Genomic DNA, 25,540 nt, shown 5'->3' on the forward strand with positions numbered 1-25,540 from the left:
TATAGTAATATTCAATTAAAAGAAAAAGACATCTTAATTACTGATAAAATATAAAAATAATTCTGCTAATAAAAATGATTTTATAAATAGTAAATTACTTTAATAAAGTTAACATTTAATGAACAAATTTAACGGGAAAAATTAAAAAAGGTATCAATATTAATTTAAAGCCTGGTAAAAATTTTTATGATTGAATTTAATTTCATTTAATTTTGATATAAAAATTTTATCATAGGATCACAATGCACGTGATGTAGTTATATTTCAAAATCCAACGAATTAAATGAATGAATAATTTTTAAAAACAAACCTATTTTTTGGTTTGTTTTTAAAGGGCTTTTATTTACTAGATTGAAAAGAAAAATCACTTATTTTAAAACCAAATGTTTTTAATACGAATATATATACTACTAATCCTATAAAACAAGTTACTATAAGTTTTAGTATACGTTCTATCATTAATCCATGTTCCCATGAAGGTATAAAATATAATATAATTAATAAAACTAATGCCATCACTAATGTTGCTATGAAAATATGAATTAAAAATTCAAGCCATCCATCTTGTAATTTAAATATATTTTTTTTACGTAGTTGATAATAAAGTAAATATGAATTTAAAATAGCTGATAAACTAATTGATAAGGATAGACACACATGTCCTAGTGAACTAAAAAATGCTAAATTAATTAATTGTGTTACTATTAAAGTAATAACTGCTATTTTAACTGGTGTTTTCATGTCATTTTGAGAGTAAAACCCAAGTACTAAAATCTTAATAGTCATTAAACCTGTTAAGCCAATAGCATATGCAATTAATGCATATTGTGTCATAAGAGTATCAAGATTACTAAATTTACCATATTGAAATAATGAAATAACAATTGGTTTTGATAGTATTATAAGACCTACGCTGCTAGGCAGAGATAACATCAAACAAATTCTTAAGCCCCAATTCATTAAGCGTGAATACTCATCGTAATTTCTATTACTTAAACTCTCTGACAGTAAGGGTAGAATAATAGTACTAAGTGCAACACCTAGTACCCCTATGGGTAATTCCACTAGTCGATTAGAATAATATAACCAAGATATAGATCCAAAAGTTAGAAAAGAAGAAAAAATATTATTAATGATTGAAGAAATTTGACTAACAGACATACTAATTATTGCAGGTCCCATTCTGCGAATTACTAATAAAACATAACTTTTCTTTAAAGAAAAACGAGGTATAACCAGCAATTTAATTCTTTTTAAGAAAGGTATTTGAAATAATAATTGCATTAAACCACCAAATAATACACCCCACCCTAATAATATTATTGATGAATCAAAATATAATTTAGATAATAGTGTAAATATTATTAAACTAAGATTAAATAGAATTGGAGTAAAAGCTGGTATTAAAAAGTAATTATAAATATTCAATAAGACACTTACTAAAGATGACAATGATATTAATAAAATATACGGTAACATAATACGTAACAGATAGATTACAACAGAAAATATATTATCTTTATTAGCAAATCCTGGTGCTATAATTGAAACCAATTGAGGAGCTATAATTGTAGTTAACATAACAATACATATTAAAACTATTATTAATATGCCAGAGATATAAGATACAAATAATCTTATATCTTCTTTGCTGTCAAGATTATTATTTTTACTCTTGTATTCGATAAAAACTGGAATAAAAGCTTGAGAAAAAGCACCTTCAGCAAATATACGTCTTAGGAGATTAGGAAATTTAAAAGCTAAAAAAAAGGCATCTGTATACATCCCAGCCCCAAAAATTTGTGCAATAATAAGATCTCTTATAAAACCTAATATTCTAGATAATAAAGTTATGGCGCTAACTGTTGTTAAGGATTTTAATAGGTTCATAATTAAAAATAAATCTTTGAAAGGTTATATAAATTAGATATTTTAATAATCAGATTTTTAATTTTTTGAATAAATTTAATATAAACATATAATATCATATTTTTCATTCTGTATATTTAATACTATGAGAAAAATAACTTATTTATATTAGTTATATAATATTCTGTTTTATAATTAATATAATAGAATTATATTGATCGATTTATTTAACATATCACTATTAGTTAGTTATTAAATCAATTAAATCAGAATAATTATTTCATGATTATTATTTAAATAAACAGTTATTTTCAATCAATTTTTTTGACTAATAATATAGGATGCAAAAATAAGTGATATTAAAACAAAATGAAATTACTCTAAAACGTCCAGATGATTGGCATTTACATGTTCGTGATAATATATTACTTCAGTTGGTTTTACATTATACAAGTTCAACATACGGTAGAGCTATGATAATGCCAAATTTAGCATCACCCATAGTGGATATTCAATCCGCAATAAACTATCGAAAAAAAATTTTATCTCTAGTCCCAAATTGTCATAACTTTATTCCATTAATGACATGTTATTTAACAGAATCATTAGATCCAAACGAAATAGAAAAAGGTTTTGTTTCAAGTATATTTCATGCGGTCAAGTTATATCCTATGAATTCAACTATACATTCATCTTATGGAGTTAAAAATATTAGATCTATTAATAAAATATTAGAACGTATTCAACAAATAGGAATACCTCTATTAATTCATTGTGAAGTAACTGATGTTAATGTAGATATATTTGACCGTGAAGCACGTTTTATAGATCAGGTGATAGAACCAATAAGAAAACAATTCCCTAAAATAAAAATGGTTTTAGAGCACATTTCTACTAAAGAAGCTGTAGAATATATTGAGTCTTCTGATAAAAGAACATGTGCAACAATTACACCTCATCATTTAATGTTAAATCGTAATGATTTATTAATCAATGGAATTAATCCTCATTTTTACTGTTTTCCAATTTTAAAAAGTAGAGTTCATCAGGAAGCACTACGAAGGGTAATATCAACTGGCAATTCAAGTTTTTTTCTTGGTACAGATAGTGCTCCCCATTTTTGTAATAAAAAAGAAAATATCCATGGACTTGCCGGTATCTTTAATGCTCCAGTAGCATTATCAGTTTATGCTAGTATATTTGAGGAATTAAATGCACTTAAGTATTTTGAGGCTTTTTGTTCTGAAAACGGAGCACGTTTTTATAATTTACCTGTTAATAAAGATAAGATTACCTTAATACGAAAACAAACAATAGTAGAGGATGCTATTGGTAAATTTCCAAATCATATAGTACCTTTTCTTGCAGGAAAAACATTAGATTGGAGTATTAAAATTTAAAGTGAATACAAATCAAACTTTGATTTGTATTCTATTATTTAGTTTTTAAATTTTTAGATAACAATATAAATATATTGTTAATATTTAAATATTATAATTATTTAATATCTTATTTTTACAGACTAAACTACAGCAGTTCATAAATTTCTTTACACAGTTGACACATTGTATAAGTAACAAGTGACAATGATCATTCGCACAATTTATGTAATTATCACTAGTATCTCCACATTGATGACAAAAAGATAATACTTCTTCAGAAACCTTTTCACTCATGCGTGCATCAAAAACAAAAATTTTACCTTTAAATCTATTTGGTAAACCTTGTTCACGTACACAATTAACATACTTAATAATTCCCCCTCTAACTTGATAAACTTTTTTAAATCCTTTATAGATCATCCATGCACTTGCTTTTTCACATCTAATACCTCCCGTGCAATAGAGGACAATTTTTTTATTTTTTTTATTTTTTAATATTTCAGTAGATTGAGGTAATTGGTCACGAAATGTATTTGTAGGTATTTCTATAGCTTTTTCAAAATGTCCAATTTTATATTCATAATTGTTTCTCATATCAACAAATATCACTTCAGGATCATCTAACATTTCATTGACTTCGTTTGCTTCTAAGTAAATTCCTGTGTTACTAATATTCAAAATATTGTCTTTTAAACCATCTGCAACAAGACGATCACGAACTTTAATACGAAGCACCCAAAATGAATCATTCTGGTTATCTACTGCAACATTCATATATAAATCATTCAAATTCTTATCTAAATTACAGATAAAATATTGCATATTATTATATAGGTGATCAGGTATACTAACTTGCGCATTAATGCCTTCATGAGACACATAAATACGACCAAGAACTTTTAATTTATTAAGGTTGTAGTATAAGTTATCACGAAAAAGTTTTGGGTCCGTTATATAAAAATATTTATAAAAAGAAACTGTTATACGTGAATGATGTTTAGAAAAAAATCTATTTTTTAGTTCCTTATTGGAAATGATATTATGCAACACTGTCACAGTTTTAATCCTAAATTAGACCTAATTGTGTAAAATATAGATATATATAAAATATAACAATGTTCAAAAAATGAATAAACTATAGTTGACTAAATTATAAAAAAATTTTGCATATTGGTGCCCAGGGCGGGATTTGAACCCGCATAGCAATGAAGCCGAGGGATTTTAAGTCCCTTGTGTATACCAATTTCACCACCTGGGCAATATTGGAGGCGCGTCCCGGAATTGAACCGGGATTACCGGATTTGCAATCCGATGCATCGCCATTCTGCCAACGCGCCTTAATTTATTTATAAAATTAATCGAATATTAAGAACATGATACTATTTTAATTACACTAGTCAATACATTAGTTGTTAAATTCCATAATTTTAATGCTATATCTTATAAAGAATTAATAAAATTAATATTTATTGTAATAAATTATATTGAAATATTTTAAAATAAGAAAACATCGACCATAATGTAAAAAATAATGCTATATACAAAGTTATTATTCCAATATATGTTATAATGGTATTAGGATGCCATAAAAGTATAGTTAAAGACAACATTTGTGCAGTAGTTTTTATTTTACTTATGCGCAATGGAGAAATGATTTCAATATTACTAATTTGACTACTCCATTGGCGTAATCCAGAAATGATAATTTCCCTTGTAACTATTATTATTGCAGGTATTGTGATCCAACAAGTATGAAAATATTCAGATACTAAAACTAATCCTACTGTTACCATTAATTTATCAGCAATTGGATCTAAGAAAGTACCAAATTTAGTAATTTGCTTCCATCTGCGTGCAAGCAACCCATCAAACCAATCTGTTATTGCAGCAATAATAAAAATTAAAGCGCTTATACTTGATGCCTTATCAAAAGGTAGATAAAAAAATATTATGAAAAAAGGTATTAATAAGCAACGTAGTAGTGTTAGCAACGTAGGAAAACTGATATTTGTTATCATATTATAAATATAACGATACTTCATTTTAATTATTCATTTTTAGTTTTCTAATATCCTTGTAAAAACTAACTCGAACCAGGGGAAATTTATGATATGATATATAACTTATAAGACTCAAGTTGCCTTTTTTTGTGTAACACATCAATTATTCAATATATATTATAAAAAATAAATATACGGAGGAGGAGAGATTCGAACTCACGGATAGTTTCCTATCGACGGTTTTCAAGACCGTTGCCTTAAACCACTCGGCCACTCCTCCATAATAGGATTATTATAAATATTTTTATTATCAATGTAAAGAAACTACAGATATAATTATATTTGTGTATTGAATATCAATAACATTATAAAATAAAAAATTTGATTTTATACAATAAATTATTAGTAATAATTTTTATACCTGATTTTTTAATAATTTAATGAATAAGGATAATTAATGAAACTTAATAATAAAAATATTGAATTTGATTTTGAAGGATATTTAAAAAATATTGATGAATGGAATGAAAGTATAGCAATACAAATTGCTGAAAAAGAAAATATTCTTATGAATAAAGAACGTTGGAATATAGTGTATTTAATGAGATCTTTTTATTTACAATATAGAATTTCACCTACAACACGTATGTTAGTAAGAGCTACAGCTGATAAATATGGTAGAGAAAAAGGAAATAGTATTTATTTAGTTAAATTATTTCCAGAAGGAATTATAAAACAAGCATCTAAAATAGCTGGAATTCCTAAACCTAGTAAATGTCTTTAACATAAATTTAATATAACTTTTTGTCAATATAATTAAGTATAAATAAAATGACCTATAAAAAATAAAGGAGCTGTTTACTACCAATGTTAATACTGTACATTACGTTTTTTATTTTAAGTATATTAGTATTTTTTGTGATGTAAATTTTCATTGAATTATGTTACACAATTAACTGTTACTTAATTAAATAGGTTCAAAATATATAACGTTACATTAAAACAATATATTATTTTTTTAATTTTAAATATTTTAAATAAAATTTACTAATGTTTAAAGATTAAATTATGTAAACTGTTTACATAATTTATAGCATGTAATATATTCCCTAAATTGTTTGTAAATAATTATAAATTATGCTAAATTTTCAGTTGTATTTATTAAAAGATAAAAAAATTCTTAAAATACAAAATTTTTTTTCTTACAGTTAATTTGTAATCTTAGATAAACATGATTAACTAATTAACACAAATAATAGAAAAAATAAGTTTATTCATTCAATAACATATCGTCAATTATATATCTTTATACTTTTAATTAAAATTATAAGAATTAACTTCTTCATTTTTATAACGAGGTATAAAATGAAAAAGATAGTTACTGCAACTGCAGTTTTACTCATTGGTTTTTCAACTTTTGTAATACAAGCAATGCCTCAAAAAAATAATTGGTATATCGGTGGTAAACTGGGGATTTCAAAATATTTTAATACAGGTGAACATGATTATACATATGCAAAAAATGATGGCATTACTTATACACGTTCATATACCAAAAATTTATTTTTTGGCTATCAATTAAAACCATACTTAGATTGTGAATTTGGCTTTGATTTATTAGGTAATGTAAAGTATTCAGGGGAAAATGTTTTTGGTAATTTTAAACCAGCTGATCTACAGTTAAGTGCAAAATTAAGTTATCCTGTTTATAATACTCTAAATGTATATACTAGAATTGGAGGGATGATATGGCATGCACGTGCACATCAGTATACAAAACGTAATAACAATTCAATGTCAGATGAAGATGCAGGTTTTTCTCCTTTTATAGCAGCCGGTGTTGAATATGCTATGGCTAGAGATGTTTCATTACTACTAGATTACCAATTTGTTAATTCTTTGGGTGATAAATATATTGTAGGTTCAAATCCTAAAAATGGATCATTAACTTTAGGTTTATCTTATACATTTGGTCAAAGACGTTTTTCTGGAAAAATATTTCCTAAAATCTATCCTCAATTGGTATCTTTAATTAGTGGTCATAAACATTTTGATTTAAAAACAGATATTTTATTTAACTTTGATAAGTTTACTTTAAAAAGTGAAGGTAAAAAAACTCTAGATGATTTATGTAATACATTAAAAACACTAGATCAAAACACTACTTTTATAATTTTAGGATTTACAGATAGAATTGGTTCTATAAAATATAATCAAGAATTGTCTAAAAAACGAGCACAAACTGTTTTTAATTATTTAGTAAATAAAGGCATTCCATCTTCTAATATGTCTGTAATTGATATGGGTATGTCTTGCTCCATTGCCAAAGATCATTGTAATAAAATTAAAAATCATAAAGCTTTAATTAAATGTTTAGCTCCAGATCGTAGAGTAGAAATAAAGATTAAAAATGTAAATACTGTTAGTAGTTACTTTAAAAAATTAACTTCAAAATTATAATATTAATTATTAGTAAACAGATAAGCAGCTATATTAAAATATAGCAAATATCATATAAATATAATAACGATCCTCTTCCTGTTTTTAGGAAGAGGAAGCTTTATGATACATATCATATTAAGTTAATAACAATTAACAATATAATGCAGAAAATGTTTTGATGTTATTATTTTAAAATAGTAAAATGTGTTTTTAACTATAAAAAGTACTAATATTTTGAATCATAAACAACTTACATGGAAAGATTTACAGCCAGATATTTTACAATATAAATCTGTCTTCTCAAAAATTAGAGAACATGCTGTTGATCCTATAGAAAGAGTACAACCTAGATTAATTAATGGTATAGCACACTTATGTCATCAAAAACAAGGTGTTCCTATTTTATTGGTTTGTAGTAGTGAAAACTATGATTATCTTAAACTCATTGCACAAATAGCTCAAAATATCATTGTTCCTTCATCTTCACTATTTGGTGGAAATTACCAAATAACTAATGACACAGTTATATTAAAACCTCCTTCGGATACACAACATTCTTTTACCAGTCAAGGTAAGGTTTATTTTACTGATTGGATTGAAAAAAATTTATTATTTGGATATTCATGTATATACAAAAATAAAATTCATCTTGAACCTGGTTTAATTCATCAAGCTAATGGTGGTACATTGGTCCTTTCTTTAAAATCTATTTTACTACAACCCAAAATTTGGTTTTATTTAAAGAAATCAATTGAACAAGGATATATTGAATTACCTCCTCAAAATAAAAAACTTCCTTTACCTATATTGATCCCTCCAATCCCATTAAAATTAAATTTGATTTTATGCGGAGATCTAGAATCATTACAAAATTTTCAAATAATAGATTCAGAATCATATAAAATGGCTATTTATACTGAATTTGAAGAAGAAATAACAATACTCAATGAAGATGATATGTTAAATTGGTGTAGATGGACTATATATTTAGCAGAAAAACATAAATTACCTATACCAGAGGAAACCTTTTGGCCAGAATTGATTAAAGAAGGTGTTCGTTTTACTAATGATAAAGAAATACTACCATTATGTCCAAGATGGTTGATTCGTCACATTCGTGAATCTGTATTGATTATGGATAAATTATTAGATGGTCAAGCATTACACAATGTTTTAAAGGTACGTCTATGGAGAGAAAATTATCTTAAAGAAACAATAATGAATAATTTAAGACAAAATCTTACTGCAACTGAAGGAGAAGTTATAGGACAAATTAATGGATTATCAGTTATTGATTATCCTGGTCATCCTCGTATTATAGGTGTTCCTTCTAGGATTACATGCGTAGTTTATCCTGGTAATAACGAACTAGTTGATATAGAAGGTGATGCTAAATTAGGTGGTAATATATATGTAAAAAGCATGATGATCATACAATCATATCTAATGGCTCAATTAAAAATACAGCTACCTTTCGTTGCATCATTAGTATTAGAACAATCATATTCTGAAATTGATGGAGATAGTGCTTCATTAGCAGGAATTTGTGTATTGATCAGTGCATTATCAGAATATCCTATTAATCAACAAATAGCAGTTACCGGATCTATAGATCAACTAGGTAATGTCCAACCAGTTGGTTCTATAAATGAAAAGATCGAATCTTTTTTTGATGTTTGCTGTATGCACAACCTTACAGGTAAACAAGGTGTAATTATACCAATTCAAAATACTAGTCATTTAAGTCTTAATCAAGAAGTGGTAAAATCAGTTAAGCAAAATAACTTTCATATTTGGACGGTAACAAATATTAATGAAGCTGTTTACTTACTCACAGGTAAATTCTGGAAAAATAAAGAAGATCAAGAAAATTGTCTTCTTCATACTATTCAAAAAAGAATAAGTAATTATAATACGACACCAGATTCAAGTCAATTTAGTTGGCTTAAGTGGTTTTATAAATAGCGAAGAATAAAATATTATTTTAATTTACCAAATTACTACATATGCTTGTGAAATATAAAAATAAATATTTTTATTTTAACTTATTGTCATTGAGTTTGACTACTTCTTCTGATATTTGTTGTGATACTTTTTGCCAACCTAAAGCTAAAGTTTTAACAAGCTCATCATAACCATCTTTTTTTTGTGTTAAGATAAAATTAAAATCACGTTTAATAAAGTAATTTTGATATTTTAGTATCCATTCACCACTAATTATTGCTTTACCATCATATCTTCCTTGGAATTTTTTTATCACAATATTTAATCTATTTTTTTTTGTCCTAAATAATGGTAAATCAGATATAAACCATTCAGGAAGTTTTTTATTTAAGCTACATACCATAGTCTGAGTTAATTGTTGTACTAAAGGATTAACCCATAAATTATTATTAGTAATAACATATTCTACATCGTTAGTTTGATAAACTAAGCCACTACCTGAAAGATAATCTGGTATTAAAATTTGTTGAAGCCAAATAGTAGAATGTTGAAGTGGTTTATTAAAAATTTTTGCGTTTATTTCTAAAGGTAAATGATAGTAAGTTTTTTGTATTGAGCTATTACATGAAGTTAATAACATTGTAATAAGTATTATTACTTTTTTTTTCACCTTTGTATCCTTTTTGGTTCGGGATCTTTTTCTAGCTTAGGTTTATATATTAAGGCATTACTACTAATGTTAAGAGTTTTAATTATTAATTTAAGTTCATTTAATACTTGATTTAATATTTGCATATTGTTAATTAATTTATCATATAATAAAGACCCAGGCTGTATCTCTTTAATAATTTCATTAAGATTAATTAATACTTTATGCATATCTTGAGGTAAATGTGTTGTTATTGGATTTTGTAACATTCTATTTACTTGATCCATAATCAGTGAAAAATCTTTGATTATTTTTTCTGCTTCTTTAAGAGTCTTATTAGATTTCATAATTACACCACTAAGTGGTAGTTTATCAATTTTATTCAGAAATAATATAATTTTTTGTTGTATATCATTAAAATTACTGCTTATAGTAGGAATAGTTTTATAGCCTAATACTGTTTCTGTTTTATTTATCATTGATTCGCTATTATTAAAATCTAAATCAATGTATGTTGATTGAGATATAAAGTTATTATTTTTTAATATTGCGTAAATTCTATTGTTTTTATTTTTATGAAGATACTTTTCTAAAATGAAATTTTTACCTAACTTGTCAAAAAAACGTCTAGGTTCAATTTGAATTAATACCGGTATATTGTAATAATTATAATTTGACTTTTGTTTTGTTATTGCTTTTAAAAAAGGCACTTCTGATACAGTTCCAATACGAATACCACGAAATTCTACGGGTGCACCAACTTTCAAACCACGAATAGAACTTGAAAATAGCAATACATAATTTATAAAATTTTTATTTATTGTTTCTTTCATACTATCCTGATTATCGAATAAATAAAATAATTTTTTATTTGCAATATATTTTCCTGAGAAACAACCAACTGTATTATCGAAACTTATACTATTATTTAATAAAGTATTAATAGATCCAATCTCAATACGCATGCTAGAAGTAGATAAACCTGCATCAATACTACTGTTTTTCCAAAAACAAATTTTGTCATTTACTAAATGGTTATAAGGTTCTTCAATAAATAATTGATAGGTCATTTTGTAAGTATCACTATTAAACTTACTATTTTCTATAATCCCTACTTTATATCCATGAAAAAAAACTGGATCACCATTAAATAATTTTTCAGATTTTTTACTTTCTAAAAGAATACGAGTCCCTTTTACATGTGGTAATATCGTTGGTATATCATTCATGAGTGTGTATTTTTTAAGTGCAACATCCTTAGAACCAGGATATAATACGATATACGTTCCTGATAATAAATTACTAAGTCCATTAATTCCTTCATGTTTCATTTGAGGCTTTACTATCCAGAAAATACTATCTTTATGTAATAAGTATTTCATACCTGATTTTAATCTAACTTTTATTTCAACATGATTTAAATCTTTAGATATTGACACTTCTTTTACTAAACCAACACTAACATTATGACATTTAATAATAGTTCTTCCTTCTTCGATTCCTCTACCATTATCAGTAATTAATATTATTTCAGGGCCCAAATGAACCAACTGATATATCATAACACATGTGGCAATAAACAAAGTTAATAAAGGAATAATCCATATTGCAGACAAATTCTTTATTTGGGTTAACTTAGCATAATTATAGTTTATTTCCATTACATATTAGTTCCTTGATTTTATATTATTACGATCCCAAATTAACCGTGGATCAAAGTTCATTTCAGCCATCATAGTAAAAATCACGACTAATGCGAATAATATTAACCCCGAGGTAGGATAAATATTCATTAATTTTCCTATTTTCAATAAGGATGAAAGTATCAGTATCACAAATACATCAATCATAGACCAACGACCTATAAATTTTATCACTTTATACAGTAAATGCATTGTTTTACATTTATTATTACCATATCCACTTGCATGCCAACATAACCAACCGATTGATAAAAATTTTAGTATTGGTATTACAATACTAAAAGTAAATATTAATATAGCAATTACATAATAACTTTCATTCCATAATAAAATTATTCCTTCTATAATATTGGCAGGGTATTCTAAACCAAAAATTTCAGTAATCATAACTGGCATGAAGTTAGCAGGAATATAAAAAATTAATGAAGTCATTAATAAAGCTAATGTATATTGTAAACTATATTCATAGCGTGCACTAGATATGATTCCACATCTTAAGCACTTATCCTGATATACCGATACTATAGCAGTGCAACAAGGACAGCATCGTAAACCCTGTATTAAACCGCTTATACCTGTTATAGGAGTTTGTATTAAGTTAGGTATAGGTTTGATAGATTCCCATAGCCAACGACGATCAACACATTGAAATAAACGTAATTGTAGTATGCAAAATAAACACCATGGACAGAAACTAGGTTGTAAATTAATATCACCATAATTTGTTAATTTAAATAAACTTATAAAAATACTAATCATAAAAATTTCGACCATAATCCAATGGCGCAGATGAAAAAGAGATCTGGCTAATAACAATTTTAATTGAAATGGTATTTTTATAGGATTAACTAGTAAAAGTATTATAATAATACAATACAAAGGAATAAATTGTATGACTAGCATAAAAAATGCTGCTAGTATGGTAAAACCGTCATCCATAATGATATATGGAATTTGATTCAACAAAATTTGATTACTGATGCCAGCAAGTTTTATATTTATAAAGGGGAAAAGATTAGATAATACTAATAAAAACATAGCAGTTGCTGCATAAATATTATGTCTTTTATGAGGTTCAAACCAATTTGATACTAATACTGATTGACAGCGAGGACAACTTGCTTGTTCTCCAACAAATGAACAAGACAATTCCATTAGTAAATCACATTTTGAGCAAATTATGTAATCCACATTTTTTTTTACTATCACATCTATTCTACCTTCAATCTTTCTTAACTTTATTTATTTTTATATTATAGTTAAATAATAGCTAAAGAAAAACCAAGTTAATGTGTTATAATTTTCTAATGGTATAATAGTAATTAAAATATTTGTTTTTACTATTTCTTTATTTCATTATTTCTAATAGCGTTTAAGTAATATAATATTTAATTTAGATATAGTTAATAATATTTCTTATTAAATTAGGACCTTTATAAATTAAACCAGAATAAATTTGAATTAAAGATGCACCAATAGCAATTTTCTCTCTAGCAGCAATTAAAGAATCAATACCACCTACTCCAATAATAGGAATACGTCCTTTAAGTTCTTTTACTAAAGATTGTATTACTTTATTACTAATTAACTGTAAAGGTCTTCCACTTAATCCTCCTAATTCTTCAGCATGTTTTAATTTATTAACTAAAGATCTATTAATTGATGTATTAGTTGCAATAACACCATCAATTTTATACCTTAGCAAACTATCTGCAATTTTAATGATTTCTTCTTCTGAAAGATCGGGGGAGATTTTTATAACTATTGGAACATATTTTAAATTGGATTTTGCTAGTTCTTTTTGTTGATTTTTAACTGAATTCAGCAAATCATCAAGTATTTCTCCATATTGTAACGAACGTAGTAATGGAGTATTTGGAGAGGAAATGTTAATAGCAATATAATCAGCATAAGAATATACTTTTTTTATACAAATTAAGTAGTCATCTTTGCTTTGTTCAATGTCTGTTTTTTCATTTTTACCGATGTTAATACCAATCACACCCTTAAATTTAGATTTTTTTACATTATGAACTAAATTATCTACGCCAAGATTATTGAATCCCATGCGATTAATAATACCTTCTGATTCTATTAAATGAAATAACCTAGGTTTTTTATTACCAATTTGAGCTACAGGTGTCACAGTGCCAACTTCAATAAACCCAAATCCCATAGCTCCAAAAAAATCAATACATTCTGCATTTTTATCGAGACCAGCAGCAAGACCTAATGAATTTTTAAAAATTAATCCCATACATTTTATTGGACGAGATATTAATCTTTGTTGAAAAAGTTTTTCTAATGGTGTTCCACCTATGATACTTAATTTTTTAATTATAAATTTATGAGTTAGTTCTGGGTCTAATTTAAATAATATAGATCTAATGATATAGTAAATCATATTTACTCCAAAAAGATTAATTGATATAAGAAATAATTTTTATTAATAATTATTTGAATATTACAATACATTTACTAAGATATAATGTATGTTTTAATTTGCAGTGCTTATTATTGATATATTATTTCTTATTAAAAGTAACAAAATATTTTGATGAACTTTTTCATTAAATTTATGATAACAAAATCATTACAGTATAATTGCGTTTTCCAATGCTATTTTATTTATAGGCAAAATATTGTAAAATATAGATAAATTTATTTTGATCGTTGATTATAATTGAAAAATATGTAATAAAACTTTCAATAAATTGAAATGATTATTCTTTAATTTTAATCAATATGATTACGTAGAATAAAAATAATAAAACCTATATTACGAAGTAATCTATTAAATAAGAGATATTACTATGAATTTAGTATCTATAGCAGATATGTTAAATGGTCGTGTTTTAATTAATGATATAGTAACCATAAGTGGTTGGGTACGTACTAGAAGAGATTCTAAAGCTGGTTATTCATTTATTACGATTTATGATGGTTCTTGTTTTAACAATATGCAAGTTGTTGCTAATGATGCCTTAAACAATTATAAAGATATAATATTGCATCTGACAACTGGATGTTCGGTTATTATAACTGGAATTATAGTAAATTCTCCCGGTGATTGTCAAAAAATTGAAATTCAAGCCACTAAACTAGAAGTAGTAGGTTGGGTAGAAAAATCTAGTAGCTATCCTATGGCAGCAAAAAATCATAGTATGGAATATTTGCGCGAAATGGCTCACTTACGTCCTCGTACTAATATAATTGGTGCTATAGCTCGTGTACGCCATACATTAGCTCATGCTTTACATGAATTTTTCAATGAAAAAGGATATTTCTGGATACCTACTCCAATTATTACATCATCTGATACTGAAGGTGCTGGAAAGATGTTTCGTGTGTCTACTTTAGATATGGAAGAACCACCACATAATAAGGAAGGAAACATTGATTTCAATAAAGATTTTTTTGGAAAGGAAACTTTTTTGACTGTTTCTGGTCAATTAAATGCCGAGGCTTATGCCAGTGCTTTATCAAAAGTATATACTTTTGGTCCTACGTTTCGTGCTGAAAATTCTAATACTAGTCGTCATTTATCTGAATTTTGGATGTTGGAACCAGAACTAGCATTTGCAACATTAGATGACATTGCTGTATTAGCTGAATCAATGCTAAAATACGTGTTTAACATAGTTCTCAAAGAACGCAAAGAAGATATGGAATTTTTTGCTGAACGTATTAATAAAAATATCATTAAACGTTTAGAATACTTTCTTACTGTTAAGTTTGCAGATATAAATTATAATGAAGCTATTAATCTTTTAATAAATTCTAAAAAAATATTCGACAATAATGTTCATTGGGGAATGGATATGTCTTCTGAACATGAACGTTACTTAGTAGAAGAATATTTTAAAATACCAGTAATAGTTAAAAATTATCCAAAAGAAGTTAAGGCTTTTTATATGCGCTTAAATAAAGATGGTAAAACTGTTGCTTCAATGGATGTATTAGTACCAGGACTAGGTGAGTTAATTGGTGGTTCTCAGCGTGAAGAACGTATTGAAGTATTAAATATTAGGCTTAAAGAACTAGGATTAAAAAAACAAGATTACTGGTGGTATTGTGATTTACGGCGTTATGGTACGGTTCCTCATTCAGGTTTTGGATTAGGATTTGAACGCTTAATTTCGTTTGTTACTGGTGTTCAGAATATTAGAGATGTAGTTCCATTTCCTCGTACTCCGCGTAATGCAAATTTTTAATAAAAAATAGTAGGTCAATATATCATATATAAAATTAAAATTTCTAAGAAAACAAAAATCTTGATAGCATATTGTTTTTTGAATTTTACTAAATTAATTACAATTTAACATTATAACAAGAGGTGAAAAATTTTTATATTAAACATTAAATTTATTAAATTTTATAAATTATTTATATTCATAAAAAATATGATAACTATGCTGAATAACCCTAATGAGGCTAATGAATAATGGTTAGGCAAAAAATTTTTATAGCAGCCATGTTAACTATTTTAATTAATGGTGCAACAAATGCAGTAGAAGTTTATAATAAAAATAATACCAAATTAGATTTATATGGTAAAATTGATGGATTACATTATTTTACTCCTAATGCAATACATAGAAATACTTCTTTTAATTACAGAAGTCATTATTTTGTTTTTAATTTTCCACATGGCGAAGACAATACTGGCATAGATAAAAGTCGTGCTAATTTTGGGTTTAAAGTTGAATCTTTATTAGATGATAAAATAATAGGTTATGGACAATTACAATATCAATCTACACTTGATTCACCAGAAACAACTATAAATTCTAGTAGTAACGCAAATTTAGGTTTTGTTGGTTTTAAGTTTCCATTTGGATCTATTGATTACGGACGTAATTATGGCATTATTAGTGACGTGAGTAAATGGACTAACATATTACCGGAATTTGGTGGTAGTTCAGAATACACAGATAATTTTTTAGTTGGAAGAAATAGTGGACTGTTGACTTACCGTAATAAAAATTTCTTCGGACTTATAAAAAATTTAGATTTTGCTGTTCAATATCAAAGTCAACGTTTTCCTAGTTTTTATGTTTCAAATTTTAATGGAAATACTCTAGGAATATCAGTTTCTTATGTTTCTCCTATGGGATTAGGTATAAGTGCTGCATATGGAAACAGCACACTTGTAAATCAAGTAGATAAGCCAAGTTCATCTTCGACATTTGTTTCAATCAAACATAAGCCGTTACGTAGATTTAAGCTGCATAAATTTAATAAAGCAAATAATTCGCATCCAAATAATTTAAATCCAAATGATTCGAATCCAAATAATTCGCATCCAAATAATTTAAATCCAAATGATTCGCATCCAAATAATTCGAATCCAAATGATTGGCATCCAAATGATTGGCATCCAAATAATTGGCATCCAAATAATTTAAATCCAAATGATTCGCATCCAAATAATTCGAATCCAAATGATTCGCATCCAAATAATTCGAATCCAAATGATTGGCATCCAAATGATTGGCATCCAAATAATTGGCATCCAAATAATTTAAATCCAAATGATTCGCATCCAAATAATTCGAATCCAAATAATTCGAATCCAAATAATTCGAATCCAAATAATTGGCATCCAGTTTATTTGAATCCAAATGATTGGGACCCAAATGATTCGGACCCAACTCATTGGAACTCAAATAATTGGAATCCAAGTTATTCGAATCCAAATAATTGGAACCCAAATTATTCGAGCCCAAATAATTGGAATCCAAGTGATTGGAACTCAAGTAATTGGGGCCCAAATTATTCGAACCCAAATAATTGGAACTCAAATGATTCGAATCCAAATGATTCGAATCCAAATAATTCGAATCCAAATAATTCGAATCCAAATAATTCGAATCCAAATAATTCGAATCCAAATAATTCGAATCCAAAAACTGATAATGTCAAATCTGAATTATTTGTACAAAATAATCAAAGTAGTATAGAAGAAGATGAGCAGAAAGAGATAGAAGAGTTTGATAATCAAAATAAAAACAAATATAAAGAAAACGACGAATATTTAGGTAATAAATATAGATTTTTTTATGATAGTTTAGAGAAAGATTTTGAAAACAATAACAACAAAAATATAAATCAAGATAGTGATCAAAATGATACAGATAAAGATTTTGAAAACAATAACAACAAAAATATAAATCAAGATAGTGATCAAAACAATCAAGATAACGACAAAAACATAAATACCGATAAAAACGACAAAAACATAAATACCGATAAAAACGACAAAAACATAAATACCGATAAAAACGACAAAAACATAAATACCGATAAAAACGACAAAAACATAAATACCGATAAAAACGACAAAAACATAAATACCGATAAAAACGACAAAAACATAAATACCGATAAAAACGACAAAAACATAAATACCGATAAAAATAAAAACAGTGATAAAAAAATAAATCAAGATAATAATAAATTACATTCTATGCCAGATCATGCTATACAGTGGTCTGCTGCAATTAAATATGATAAAAATAATGTTTATTTTGCTGCCATGTATGGTGAAACATATACTACAACTTATATAACAGACCCTAAAACCCATTTTAACAATTTTGCAGATAAAGTGCGTAATTTTGAAATCGTTGCACAATATAAATTTGATTTTGGTTTTCGTCCTTCTGTAGCATATGTTGAATCAAAATTTAAAAATACTAAAGGTAATGATACATATATTTATAGATATCTCGAAATTGGTGCTACCTATGATATTAGTAAAAATATGTCAACATATGTTGACTATCGCATCAATCAAACACAACCAGACCGTCTATTTAATTTCAATGGTCCAGATAATGTTTTAGCTATAGGATTAGTTTATAAGTTTTAAATAATTTTTATTATAAATAAAAAAACGGAGCATTAGTTCCGTTTTTTATTTATACTTAAAATTAATAATTAATATATAACATTTAATATATTGGATGGAATCAAACTATGTTTGAATCGATTTTATCCGCACCAAACGATCCTATTTTGGGACTAGCTGATTTATTTTATGCAGATGATCGGTCCAACAAAATCAATCTTGGAATAGGTGTTTATAAAGACAATTTTGGTAAAACTCCTATTCTTAACAGTGTTAAAAAAGCAGAAAGCATTTTATTAGAACAAGAAACTACTAAAACTTATCTAAGTATTGAAGGTATGTTGGATTTTGCTAGTTTTACGCAAAATCTATTATTTGAAAAAAACAATTTAAGTATTACAAAAAATCATATACGTACTGCTCAGACTATAGGTGGTACAGGAGCATTAAGAATAGCTGCAGATTTTATATTAACACAAACTTCTACAAAACGTATTTGGATTAGCAATCCAAGTTGGCCTAATCATAAAAACATATTTAGTACTGCAGGTTTTGAAATTTATTATTATCCATATTATGATAATCAATATCATACATTAGCATTTGATCGTATGATAGACTCATTAAAAAATGCTAAAGCTGGAGATATCTTACTATTGCACGGATGTTGCCATAATCCAACAGGGGTTGATTTAGATATTGAACAATGGAAATATTTAGCAGAAATATCTTACAATAATGGTTTATTGCCACTATTTGACTTTGCTTATCAAGGATTTGCACATAATATACATGAAGATGCTCAAGGACTACGTATGTTTTTAAAATTACATGAAGAAATGATTATTGCTAGTTCTTATTCGAAAAATTTTAGTTTGTATAATGAAAGAGTTGGTGCAATAACTTTGGTAGCATCAAGTACTAAAATAGTTGATAATGCTTTTAGCCAAATAAAATCTGTTATTCGTTCTAATTATTCTAATCCACCAGCGCATGGTGCTAAAATATTAACAACTATTTCTGCAGATCGTTTATTATATAAACTTTGGGAACAGGAATTGTTAAGTATGAACATGCGAATAAAGAACATGCGTGCTTTATTTGTGAACACTTTAATTAATAATAATGTGCAAAAAGATCTTAAGTTCATTACCAAACATCAAGGTATGTTTTCATGTATAGATCTAAATCAAGAACAGATCCTAAAATTACATGAAAAATTTGGTATTTATATTATAAATTCTGGTCGTATAAATTTTGCAGGTATTACTCCTTATAATATATCTTTTTTATGTAATGCTATAAAAAAAGTTCTTTAATTAAATAAAATTTAATTAATTTAAATGTAAATTCAAAAAATGATTGTTAATTTTTTCATATCCTAAAGTAGACATAGTTCCATGACCGGGAATAAAAGTTATATTATCGCCTAATGGAAGTAATTTTGTATTAATAGAATTGATCAAATGATCATAATTGCTTTTATGAAAATCTGTACGTCCTATACCACCCTTGAAAATAACATCCCCAGAAAATAAAAAACTTCCTTTACGATAAAAATATACAATATGTCCTGGTGTGTGACCAGGGCAGTGAATGACTTCAAATGTTAATAAACCTATCTGTATTTTATCATTATCTTTAAGCCAACAATTAGGTGTAAAAGCTAATGATTTTATCTCATTAATGTTATTTTTTTGTTCTGATAGTGATTCAAATAAAAATTTATCAAATTTATGTGGGCCTATTATTGGGATTTGATAAAATTCACTTAATTCTCTAGCAGAACCAATGTGATCTAAATGACCGTGAGTTATTAAAATTTTTACTGGATGAAGATTTAACTTAGTTAATATTTTTTTTATATTTTCAGCATTTCCTCCTGGATCTAATATTGCTGATTCACAAGTGGATTTACACCAAATAATACAACAATTTTGCATGAGAGAAGTAACAGGAATAATATGATAATTCATAGGACACCTTAAAATATAAACAGTAAGGATTATTGTTTTAATAAATAAATTATCTTTTCTAAATATTGTATATGAAATACACAATGATTATGTTATTTAATTGTACTATATTAATTTATATAACTGTTTATATTAGTTTATAGATATATGTTTAGCTTTACTTTTTATTAATATTGGAATTCCATCTCTAATGGGATATATTAATGATTCTAAGTTACAAACTAATGCGTTATAATTAACATTATAATTTAATTTGCTATTACATATAGGGCAAATTACAGTTTTAAAAAAAACATTGTCCATTTATATATTTATTTCCTATTCTGACTATAGTCTATATTAATCAATCACAACAAATAATATGTTAACTAAAATGTTCAGAATTATTTATATCAAGATAATTTTATAAACAACAATTGCTATAAATAATAGAAGCATAAAATAAAGGATGCTGCGTTTAAAATGCAGCATCTAGTAAAAATCATGAAGCCAGAATATTTGCGCGATCACGTAATTCTTTACCTGGTTTAAAATGTGGAACATGTTTACCTTCTAAGTCTACTTTATCACCTGTTTTTGGATTTCGACCTATACGAGGAGCTCGATAATGCAATGAAAAACTACCAAATCCTCTAATTTCAATACGTTCACCTTGTGATAAAGTGTTAGCCATATGTTCAATTATCTCTTTAACTGCATTTTCAATAGTTCTAATTGGTATATGAATATTTTTTTTTGCTAGTTTTTCAATAAGTTCTGATTTTGTCATATAATCTCCGATTAACTATTATCAAAGTATTATTCAAAGAATTGCTTAATAATTTTTATATTTTAAGTTAATCATTCATTTTTAGCTGCTTTAAATGCTTCAACCATAACATTAGAGAAGTTAACTTCTTCATTAATAACATTATTATTTTCTTCAGATTGTTGTTTTTGTTCTTTTTGTTCTTTATGCCTAATAGATAAACCAATGATCCGATTTTTTCGATCAATACTGATTATTTTTGTTTCAATTTCATTTCCAACTTTTATTACATGAGTTATATTTGTTTGATGATCACAAGAAATTTCAGAAATTTTTAAACAACCTTCAACTCCAGCAGATAGTTTAACTACAGCATTTTTATCATCAAACGAAGTTATTTGACCTATAACAATTTCCCCTTTTTTATTTGCGCTTATATAATTATGAAATGGATCTTCTTCCAATTGTTTAATACCTAAAGATATGCGTTCTCTTTCTGTATCAACTTGTAATACAATAGCAGCAATCTCATCTCCTTTTTTATAATTACGTGATATCTCTATACTTTCATTATTCGAATTCCAAGAAATATCTGATAGATGAACTAATCCATCAATTCCACCATCTAATCCAATAAAAATTCCAAAGTCAGTAATTGACTTTATTTTACCTTCGACACGATCACCTTTATTGTATTTTTCAGCAAATTGTTGCCATGGATTTGGTTTACATTGTTTTAAACCCAGAGAAATGCGGCGACGTTCTTCATCTATATCTAAAACCATAATTTCAACTAAGTCATTTACATTAACAACTTTTGAAGGATGTATATTTTTATTAGTCCAATCCATTTCGGATACATGTACTAAACCTTCAACACCTTCTTCTATTTCTACAAAGCAACCATAATCGGTTAAATTGGTTACTCTACCAGAAAGTTTAGTGCCCTCAGGATATCTTTTTGCAATTGCTATCCATGGATCTTCTCCTAGTTGTTTTAAACCTAAAGAGACACGTATTCGCTCACGATCGAATTTTAATATTTTAACTATGATATCATCTCCTACACTAACTATTTCACTTGGATGCTTAACTCTTTTCCAAGCCATATCAGTTATATGTAATAGACCATCAACTCCACCTAAATCAACAAATGCACCATAATCTGTAAGGTTTTTAACAACACCTTTAACTTCTATTCCCTCTGATAAGTTTTCTAATAATTGATTGCGTTCAGCGCTATTTTCAGATTCAATCACTGCACGACGAGAAACAACAACATTGTTTCGTTTTTGATCTAGTTTGATCACTTTAAACTCAAGATTTTTTCCTTCTAAATTAAACATATCACGAACTGGACGAACATCAACTAATGAACCTGGTAGAAATGCACGTATACCGTTAATTTCTACAGTAAATCCGCCTTTAACTTTGCCATTGATAATTCCTATAACAATTTTAGCATTTTCATATGCATTTTCTAACATAATCCAAGCTTCATGACGTTTAGCTTTTTCACGAGATAAAATTGTTTCGCCAAAACCATCCTCTACAGCATCTAAAGCAACATCGATTTCATCGCCTACTTGAATTTTTATCTCTCCTGTAATATCTTTGAATTGATCTATAGGAATTGCAGATTCAGATTTTAATCCTGCATCAACCATAACTATATCATGATCTATAGATATTACTGTGCCACGAACAATTGAACCTGGTCGTGTTTCTATTTCTTCCAGTGATTCTTTAAATAATTGAGAAAAAGATTCAGACATATTAATAATATTTCAAACTCTTAACTTTAACTGCCATCTAACTTCATGTTATCTGGTGTTGTTTTATATAGTTGATACCTAATCCTTGGCATAACTCCATCACGTTCATAAATTGTGAAATAATAATTTTTTTTGAGCGTATTGTTTTATTTTTTCTATAACTTCTTCAACAGAAATATTTTCTGAATTGATAATTAATGCATCACTAGCAGGTAACAAAGGTGCAATTTTGCGATTATAATCACGATCATCTCGGTTTTTGATTTCTTTAAGTAAACGTTCAAACTTAACATTAAAACCATTTTTTTTCAACTGTAAGTTTCTTCGATTAGCACGTTCTTCTAAACTTGCATATAAAAAAATTTTTAGTTTTGCATAAGGAAAAACTACAGTACCCATATCACGTCCATCAGCAATTAATCCAGGTTGTTTAACAAAATTTCTTTGTTTTATGAGTAATAATTTACGTATTACAGGTAACGTTGCAAGAATAGAAGATAATTTACTTATTTTTTCTTCACGAATTTTATCAGTTACATCTTCTTTATTTAAAATAACTCTAAATTCATTATCTATATTGAAAAATTTTATATCGAAATTTGAATATAAATGAAGAAATAAATCCTTTGAGTTTGTTAAATTAATGTGATTATTTATAGCAACAAATGCTAAAGAACGATATATAGCACCTGAATCTAATATATTCCATTTTAATAACTTTCCCATTTCTTTACATATGGTACTTTTACCTACTCCACTAGGACCATCAATAGTTATTACAGGAACAACTGCCATCATTATTACCTTTAATAATCATTAATTTTGTCATTCTACTTTAGATCTATGTAAAAATTAATCATTTAATGATAATGACAAATTTTAGCAAATTCTTTAAAGTATTCTGGAAATGTCTTACTAGTACAACTTGGATTATTGATTATAATACAAGTGTCTGATAATGCTACAAGAGAAAAACACATAGCTATACGATGATCATTATAGGTATCAATATTAGCATGAAAAAATTTTTTTGGTGGATTAATAATAAGATAATCGTAACCTTCTTCAACTTCAGCGCCTACTTTACGTAATTCAGTTGCCATTGCTAAAATACGGTCTGTTTCTTTAACACGCCAATTATAGATATTTTTTATCTTTGTTATACCTTTAGCAAACAAAGCCATTATAGCAATTGTCATTGCAACATCAGGGATATCATTCATATCCATATTTACAGCTTTTAGCTTACCTGATGTACATGATATATAGTTAATTCCTTTATATACATGTGCACCCATATTCTCTATTACATCAACAAAACGTATATCACCTTGAATACTATTATAGTTAATTCCTTTTACACATACTTTACCACCTTTAATTGCAGCTGCAGCAAGAAAATAAGAAGCAGAAGATGCATCTCCTTCAATGAAGTATTCCTGTGGTGAATAATACTGTTGTTGTCCTTTTATCAAAAAATGCTGATAATTGTCATTTTCTACTTGAATTCCAAAATGACTCATTATTTTTAAAGTAAGATCTATATAAGGTTTTGAAACTAAATATCCTTTAATACTAATTCTAGTATCTTTTTTAGCTAAAGGGGATACCATTAATAACGAAGTTAAAAACTGACTAGATATACTACTATTGATCGAAAATTCTCCACCAATGAAACCACCATATATCCTAACAGGTGGATAATTAATATTTTTTAAATACTCAATCTTAGCACCACCTTTTCGTAAAACATCTACTAAATGACCAATTGGACGTTGTGTCATTCTCGTTTCGCCAGTTAATATAACGTCTTGAGATCCTAAAGACAAGATAGCAGTTAATGGTCTCATGACTGTACCTGCATTGCCTAAAAATAATTGTGTGGATTTTAATGATGTAAAAGAACCACCATTACCAGTTATTTTACATACAGTATTATTGTTATATAATTCATAAGCTATACCCAAGTTTTTTAAGGCATTTAACATATATTTAGTGTCATCACTATTCAATAGATTATATAGTTTTGTTGTTCCTTTTGCTAAAGCTGCAATTAATAAAGCACGATTAGAAATACTTTTAGAACCTGGAAGATTAACTGTACCATTAATTCGATGAATTGGTTTTAAAATTATAGAATTTTTCATAAATAAAATCCAAAAAATATGTAATATCTTATGAACGATAAGGTTTTTATAA

The 25,540-nt window shown here is 26.7% G+C and carries 20 protein-coding genes and 3 tRNA genes; 7 read left to right on the forward strand and 16 right to left on the reverse strand.

The window, feature by feature from the left end; translation table 11 throughout:
- Positions 1-339: 339 nt before the first annotated feature.
- On the reverse strand, positions 340-1,890 hold the full coding sequence (gene murJ / locus CRV10_RS01245; protein ID WP_136130008.1) for a murein biosynthesis integral membrane protein MurJ: 1,551 nt from the start codon (positions 1,888-1,890) through the stop codon (positions 340-342).
- A gap of 332 nt (positions 1,891-2,222) precedes the next feature.
- On the opposite strand from murJ, the gene pyrC reads away from it, so the two are divergent.
- Positions 2,223-3,269, forward strand: coding sequence for a dihydroorotase (gene pyrC, locus CRV10_RS01250; RefSeq protein ID WP_136130009.1), 1,047 nt, complete (start codon positions 2,223-2,225; stop codon positions 3,267-3,269).
- A gap of 84 nt (positions 3,270-3,353) precedes the next feature.
- Here the strand turns inward: pyrC and trhO are convergent, their stop codons facing one another.
- From trhO to CRV10_RS01275, 5 genes are all read right to left on the reverse strand, one after another.
- Positions 3,354-4,307, reverse strand: coding sequence for an oxygen-dependent tRNA uridine(34) hydroxylase TrhO (gene trhO, locus CRV10_RS01255; RefSeq protein ID WP_136130010.1), 954 nt, complete (start codon positions 4,305-4,307; stop codon positions 3,354-3,356).
- A 115-nt stretch (positions 4,308-4,422) separates the two neighbouring features.
- Positions 4,423-4,509, reverse strand: a tRNA-Leu gene (locus tag CRV10_RS01260).
- Positions 4,510-4,514: 5 nt separating this feature from the next.
- Positions 4,515-4,588: transfer RNA gene (locus CRV10_RS01265), tRNA-Cys, on the reverse strand.
- A 129-nt stretch (positions 4,589-4,717) separates the two neighbouring features.
- Positions 4,718-5,293: a CDP-diacylglycerol--glycerol-3-phosphate 3-phosphatidyltransferase gene (gene pgsA, locus CRV10_RS01270; protein ID WP_241971803.1), complete on the reverse strand. Its 576-nt coding sequence runs from the start codon at positions 5,291-5,293 to the stop codon at positions 4,718-4,720.
- A gap of 153 nt (positions 5,294-5,446) precedes the next feature.
- Positions 5,447-5,531, reverse strand: a tRNA-Ser gene (locus CRV10_RS01275).
- A gap of 177 nt (positions 5,532-5,708) precedes the next feature.
- On the opposite strand from CRV10_RS01275, the gene CRV10_RS01280 reads away from it, so the two are divergent.
- From CRV10_RS01280 to CRV10_RS01290, 3 genes are all read left to right on the forward strand, one after another.
- Positions 5,709-6,035 (forward strand): TusE/DsrC/DsvC family sulfur relay protein, encoded by a 327-nt coding sequence (locus CRV10_RS01280; protein ID WP_136130011.1) that lies wholly within the window; start codon positions 5,709-5,711, stop codon positions 6,033-6,035.
- 581 nt (positions 6,036-6,616) lie between these two features.
- Positions 6,617-7,711 (forward strand): porin OmpA, encoded by a 1,095-nt coding sequence (gene ompA, locus CRV10_RS01285; RefSeq protein WP_136130012.1) that lies wholly within the window; start codon positions 6,617-6,619, stop codon positions 7,709-7,711.
- Between the two features lie 216 nt (positions 7,712-7,927).
- Positions 7,928-9,658: an AAA family ATPase gene (locus tag CRV10_RS01290; protein WP_241971804.1), complete on the forward strand. Its 1,731-nt coding sequence runs from the start codon at positions 7,928-7,930 to the stop codon at positions 9,656-9,658.
- 70 nt (positions 9,659-9,728) lie between these two features.
- Here the strand turns inward: CRV10_RS01290 and pqiC are convergent, their stop codons facing one another.
- The 4 genes from pqiC to pyrD form a co-directional block, all read right to left on the reverse strand.
- The gene (pqiC, locus tag CRV10_RS01295) at positions 9,729-10,307 is read right to left on the reverse strand and encodes a membrane integrity-associated transporter subunit PqiC (RefSeq protein WP_136130014.1); all 579 of its coding nucleotides are present in this window, start codon (positions 10,305-10,307) and stop codon (positions 9,729-9,731) included.
- A complete protein-coding gene (gene pqiB, locus CRV10_RS01300; protein WP_136130015.1) occupies positions 10,304-11,947 on the reverse strand; it encodes an intermembrane transport protein PqiB in 1,644 nt (547 codons plus the stop codon). Before pqiB ends, pqiC begins: the two co-directional genes overlap by 4 nt.
- Before the next feature lie 6 nt (positions 11,948-11,953).
- Positions 11,954-13,198 (reverse strand): PqiA/YebS family transporter subunit, encoded by a 1,245-nt coding sequence (locus tag CRV10_RS01305; protein WP_422386879.1) that lies wholly within the window; start codon positions 13,196-13,198, stop codon positions 11,954-11,956.
- Between the two features lie 184 nt (positions 13,199-13,382).
- Complete coding sequence (pyrD, locus tag CRV10_RS01310; RefSeq protein ID WP_136130017.1) at positions 13,383-14,393, reverse strand: quinone-dependent dihydroorotate dehydrogenase; 1,011 nt, start codon at positions 14,391-14,393, stop codon at positions 13,383-13,385.
- 409 nt (positions 14,394-14,802) lie between these two features.
- On the opposite strand from pyrD, the gene asnS reads away from it, so the two are divergent.
- The 3 genes from asnS to CRV10_RS01325 all read left to right on the forward strand — a co-directional run bounded on the left by asnS (position 14,803) and on the right by CRV10_RS01325 (position 20,161).
- Complete coding sequence (gene asnS, locus CRV10_RS01315) at positions 14,803-16,203, forward strand: asparagine--tRNA ligase (RefSeq protein WP_136130018.1); 1,401 nt, start codon at positions 14,803-14,805, stop codon at positions 16,201-16,203.
- Positions 16,204-16,433: 230 nt separating this feature from the next.
- Positions 16,434-18,863: a porin gene (locus CRV10_RS01320; RefSeq protein ID WP_136130019.1), complete on the forward strand. Its 2,430-nt coding sequence runs from the start codon at positions 16,434-16,436 to the stop codon at positions 18,861-18,863.
- Positions 18,864-18,970: 107 nt separating this feature from the next.
- On the forward strand, positions 18,971-20,161 hold the full coding sequence (locus tag CRV10_RS01325; RefSeq protein WP_136130020.1) for an amino acid aminotransferase: 1,191 nt from the start codon (positions 18,971-18,973) through the stop codon (positions 20,159-20,161).
- 15 nt (positions 20,162-20,176) lie between these two features.
- Here the strand turns inward: CRV10_RS01325 and CRV10_RS01330 are convergent, their stop codons facing one another.
- The 6 genes from CRV10_RS01330 to aroA form a co-directional block, all read right to left on the reverse strand.
- On the reverse strand, positions 20,177-20,818 hold the full coding sequence (locus CRV10_RS01330; protein WP_136130021.1) for an MBL fold metallo-hydrolase: 642 nt from the start codon (positions 20,816-20,818) through the stop codon (positions 20,177-20,179).
- Between the two features lie 132 nt (positions 20,819-20,950).
- Positions 20,951-21,121, reverse strand: coding sequence for a Trm112 family protein (locus CRV10_RS03735; protein WP_422386880.1), 171 nt, complete (start codon positions 21,119-21,121; stop codon positions 20,951-20,953).
- A 178-nt stretch (positions 21,122-21,299) separates the two neighbouring features.
- A complete protein-coding gene (gene ihfB / locus CRV10_RS01335) occupies positions 21,300-21,587 on the reverse strand; it encodes an integration host factor subunit beta (RefSeq protein WP_136130022.1) in 288 nt (95 codons plus the stop codon).
- Positions 21,588-21,658: 71 nt separating this feature from the next.
- Positions 21,659-23,341: a 30S ribosomal protein S1 gene (gene rpsA / locus CRV10_RS01340; protein WP_136130023.1), complete on the reverse strand. Its 1,683-nt coding sequence runs from the start codon at positions 23,339-23,341 to the stop codon at positions 21,659-21,661.
- A gap of 105 nt (positions 23,342-23,446) precedes the next feature.
- Positions 23,447-24,139 carry a (d)CMP kinase gene (gene cmk, locus CRV10_RS01345; RefSeq protein WP_136130024.1) on the reverse strand — a complete coding sequence of 231 codons (693 nt, stop codon included), beginning with the start codon at positions 24,137-24,139 and terminating at the stop codon, positions 23,447-23,449.
- A 62-nt stretch (positions 24,140-24,201) separates the two neighbouring features.
- Positions 24,202-25,488 carry a 3-phosphoshikimate 1-carboxyvinyltransferase gene (aroA, locus tag CRV10_RS01350; protein WP_136130025.1) on the reverse strand — a complete coding sequence of 429 codons (1,287 nt, stop codon included), beginning with the start codon at positions 25,486-25,488 and terminating at the stop codon, positions 24,202-24,204.
- Between the last annotated feature and the right edge of the window lie 52 nt (positions 25,489-25,540).

Source organism: Candidatus Pantoea edessiphila (genome assembly GCF_002933355.1).
Lineage (GTDB): Bacteria > Pseudomonadota > Gammaproteobacteria > Enterobacterales > Enterobacteriaceae > Pantoea_C > Pantoea_C edessiphila.

Bases quoted from the DNA above. Each gene is read 5' to 3' on its own strand.
- murJ (WP_136130008.1), bottom strand. From the start codon at position 1,890: ATGAACCTATTAAAATCCTTAACAACAGTTAGCGCCATAACTTTATTA.
- pgsA (WP_241971803.1), bottom strand. From the start codon at position 5,293: ATGAAGTATCGTTATATTTATAATATGATAACAAATATCAGTTTTCCT.
- CRV10_RS01280 (WP_136130011.1), top strand. From the start codon at position 5,709: ATGAAACTTAATAATAAAAATATTGAATTTGATTTTGAAGGATATTTA.
- ompA (WP_136130012.1), top strand. From the start codon at position 6,617: ATGAAAAAGATAGTTACTGCAACTGCAGTTTTACTCATTGGTTTTTCA.
- pqiB (WP_136130015.1), bottom strand. From the start codon at position 11,947: ATGGAAATAAACTATAATTATGCTAAGTTAACCCAAATAAAGAATTTG.
- pyrD (WP_136130017.1), bottom strand. From the start codon at position 14,393: ATGATTTACTATATCATTAGATCTATATTATTTAAATTAGACCCAGAA.
- asnS (WP_136130018.1), top strand. From the start codon at position 14,803: ATGAATTTAGTATCTATAGCAGATATGTTAAATGGTCGTGTTTTAATT.
- CRV10_RS01320 (WP_136130019.1), top strand. From the start codon at position 16,434: ATGGTTAGGCAAAAAATTTTTATAGCAGCCATGTTAACTATTTTAATT.
- CRV10_RS01325 (WP_136130020.1), top strand. From the start codon at position 18,971: ATGTTTGAATCGATTTTATCCGCACCAAACGATCCTATTTTGGGACTA.
- CRV10_RS01330 (WP_136130021.1), bottom strand. From the start codon at position 20,818: ATGAATTATCATATTATTCCTGTTACTTCTCTCATGCAAAATTGTTGT.
- CRV10_RS03735 (WP_422386880.1), bottom strand. From the start codon at position 21,121: ATGGACAATGTTTTTTTTAAAACTGTAATTTGCCCTATATGTAATAGC.
- ihfB (WP_136130022.1), bottom strand. From the start codon at position 21,587: ATGACAAAATCAGAACTTATTGAAAAACTAGCAAAAAAAAATATTCAT.
- rpsA (WP_136130023.1), bottom strand. From the start codon at position 23,341: ATGTCTGAATCTTTTTCTCAATTATTTAAAGAATCACTGGAAGAAATA.
- cmk (WP_136130024.1), bottom strand. From the start codon at position 24,139: ATGATGGCAGTTGTTCCTGTAATAACTATTGATGGTCCTAGTGGAGTA.
- aroA (WP_136130025.1), bottom strand. From the start codon at position 25,488: ATGAAAAATTCTATAATTTTAAAACCAATTCATCGAATTAATGGTACA.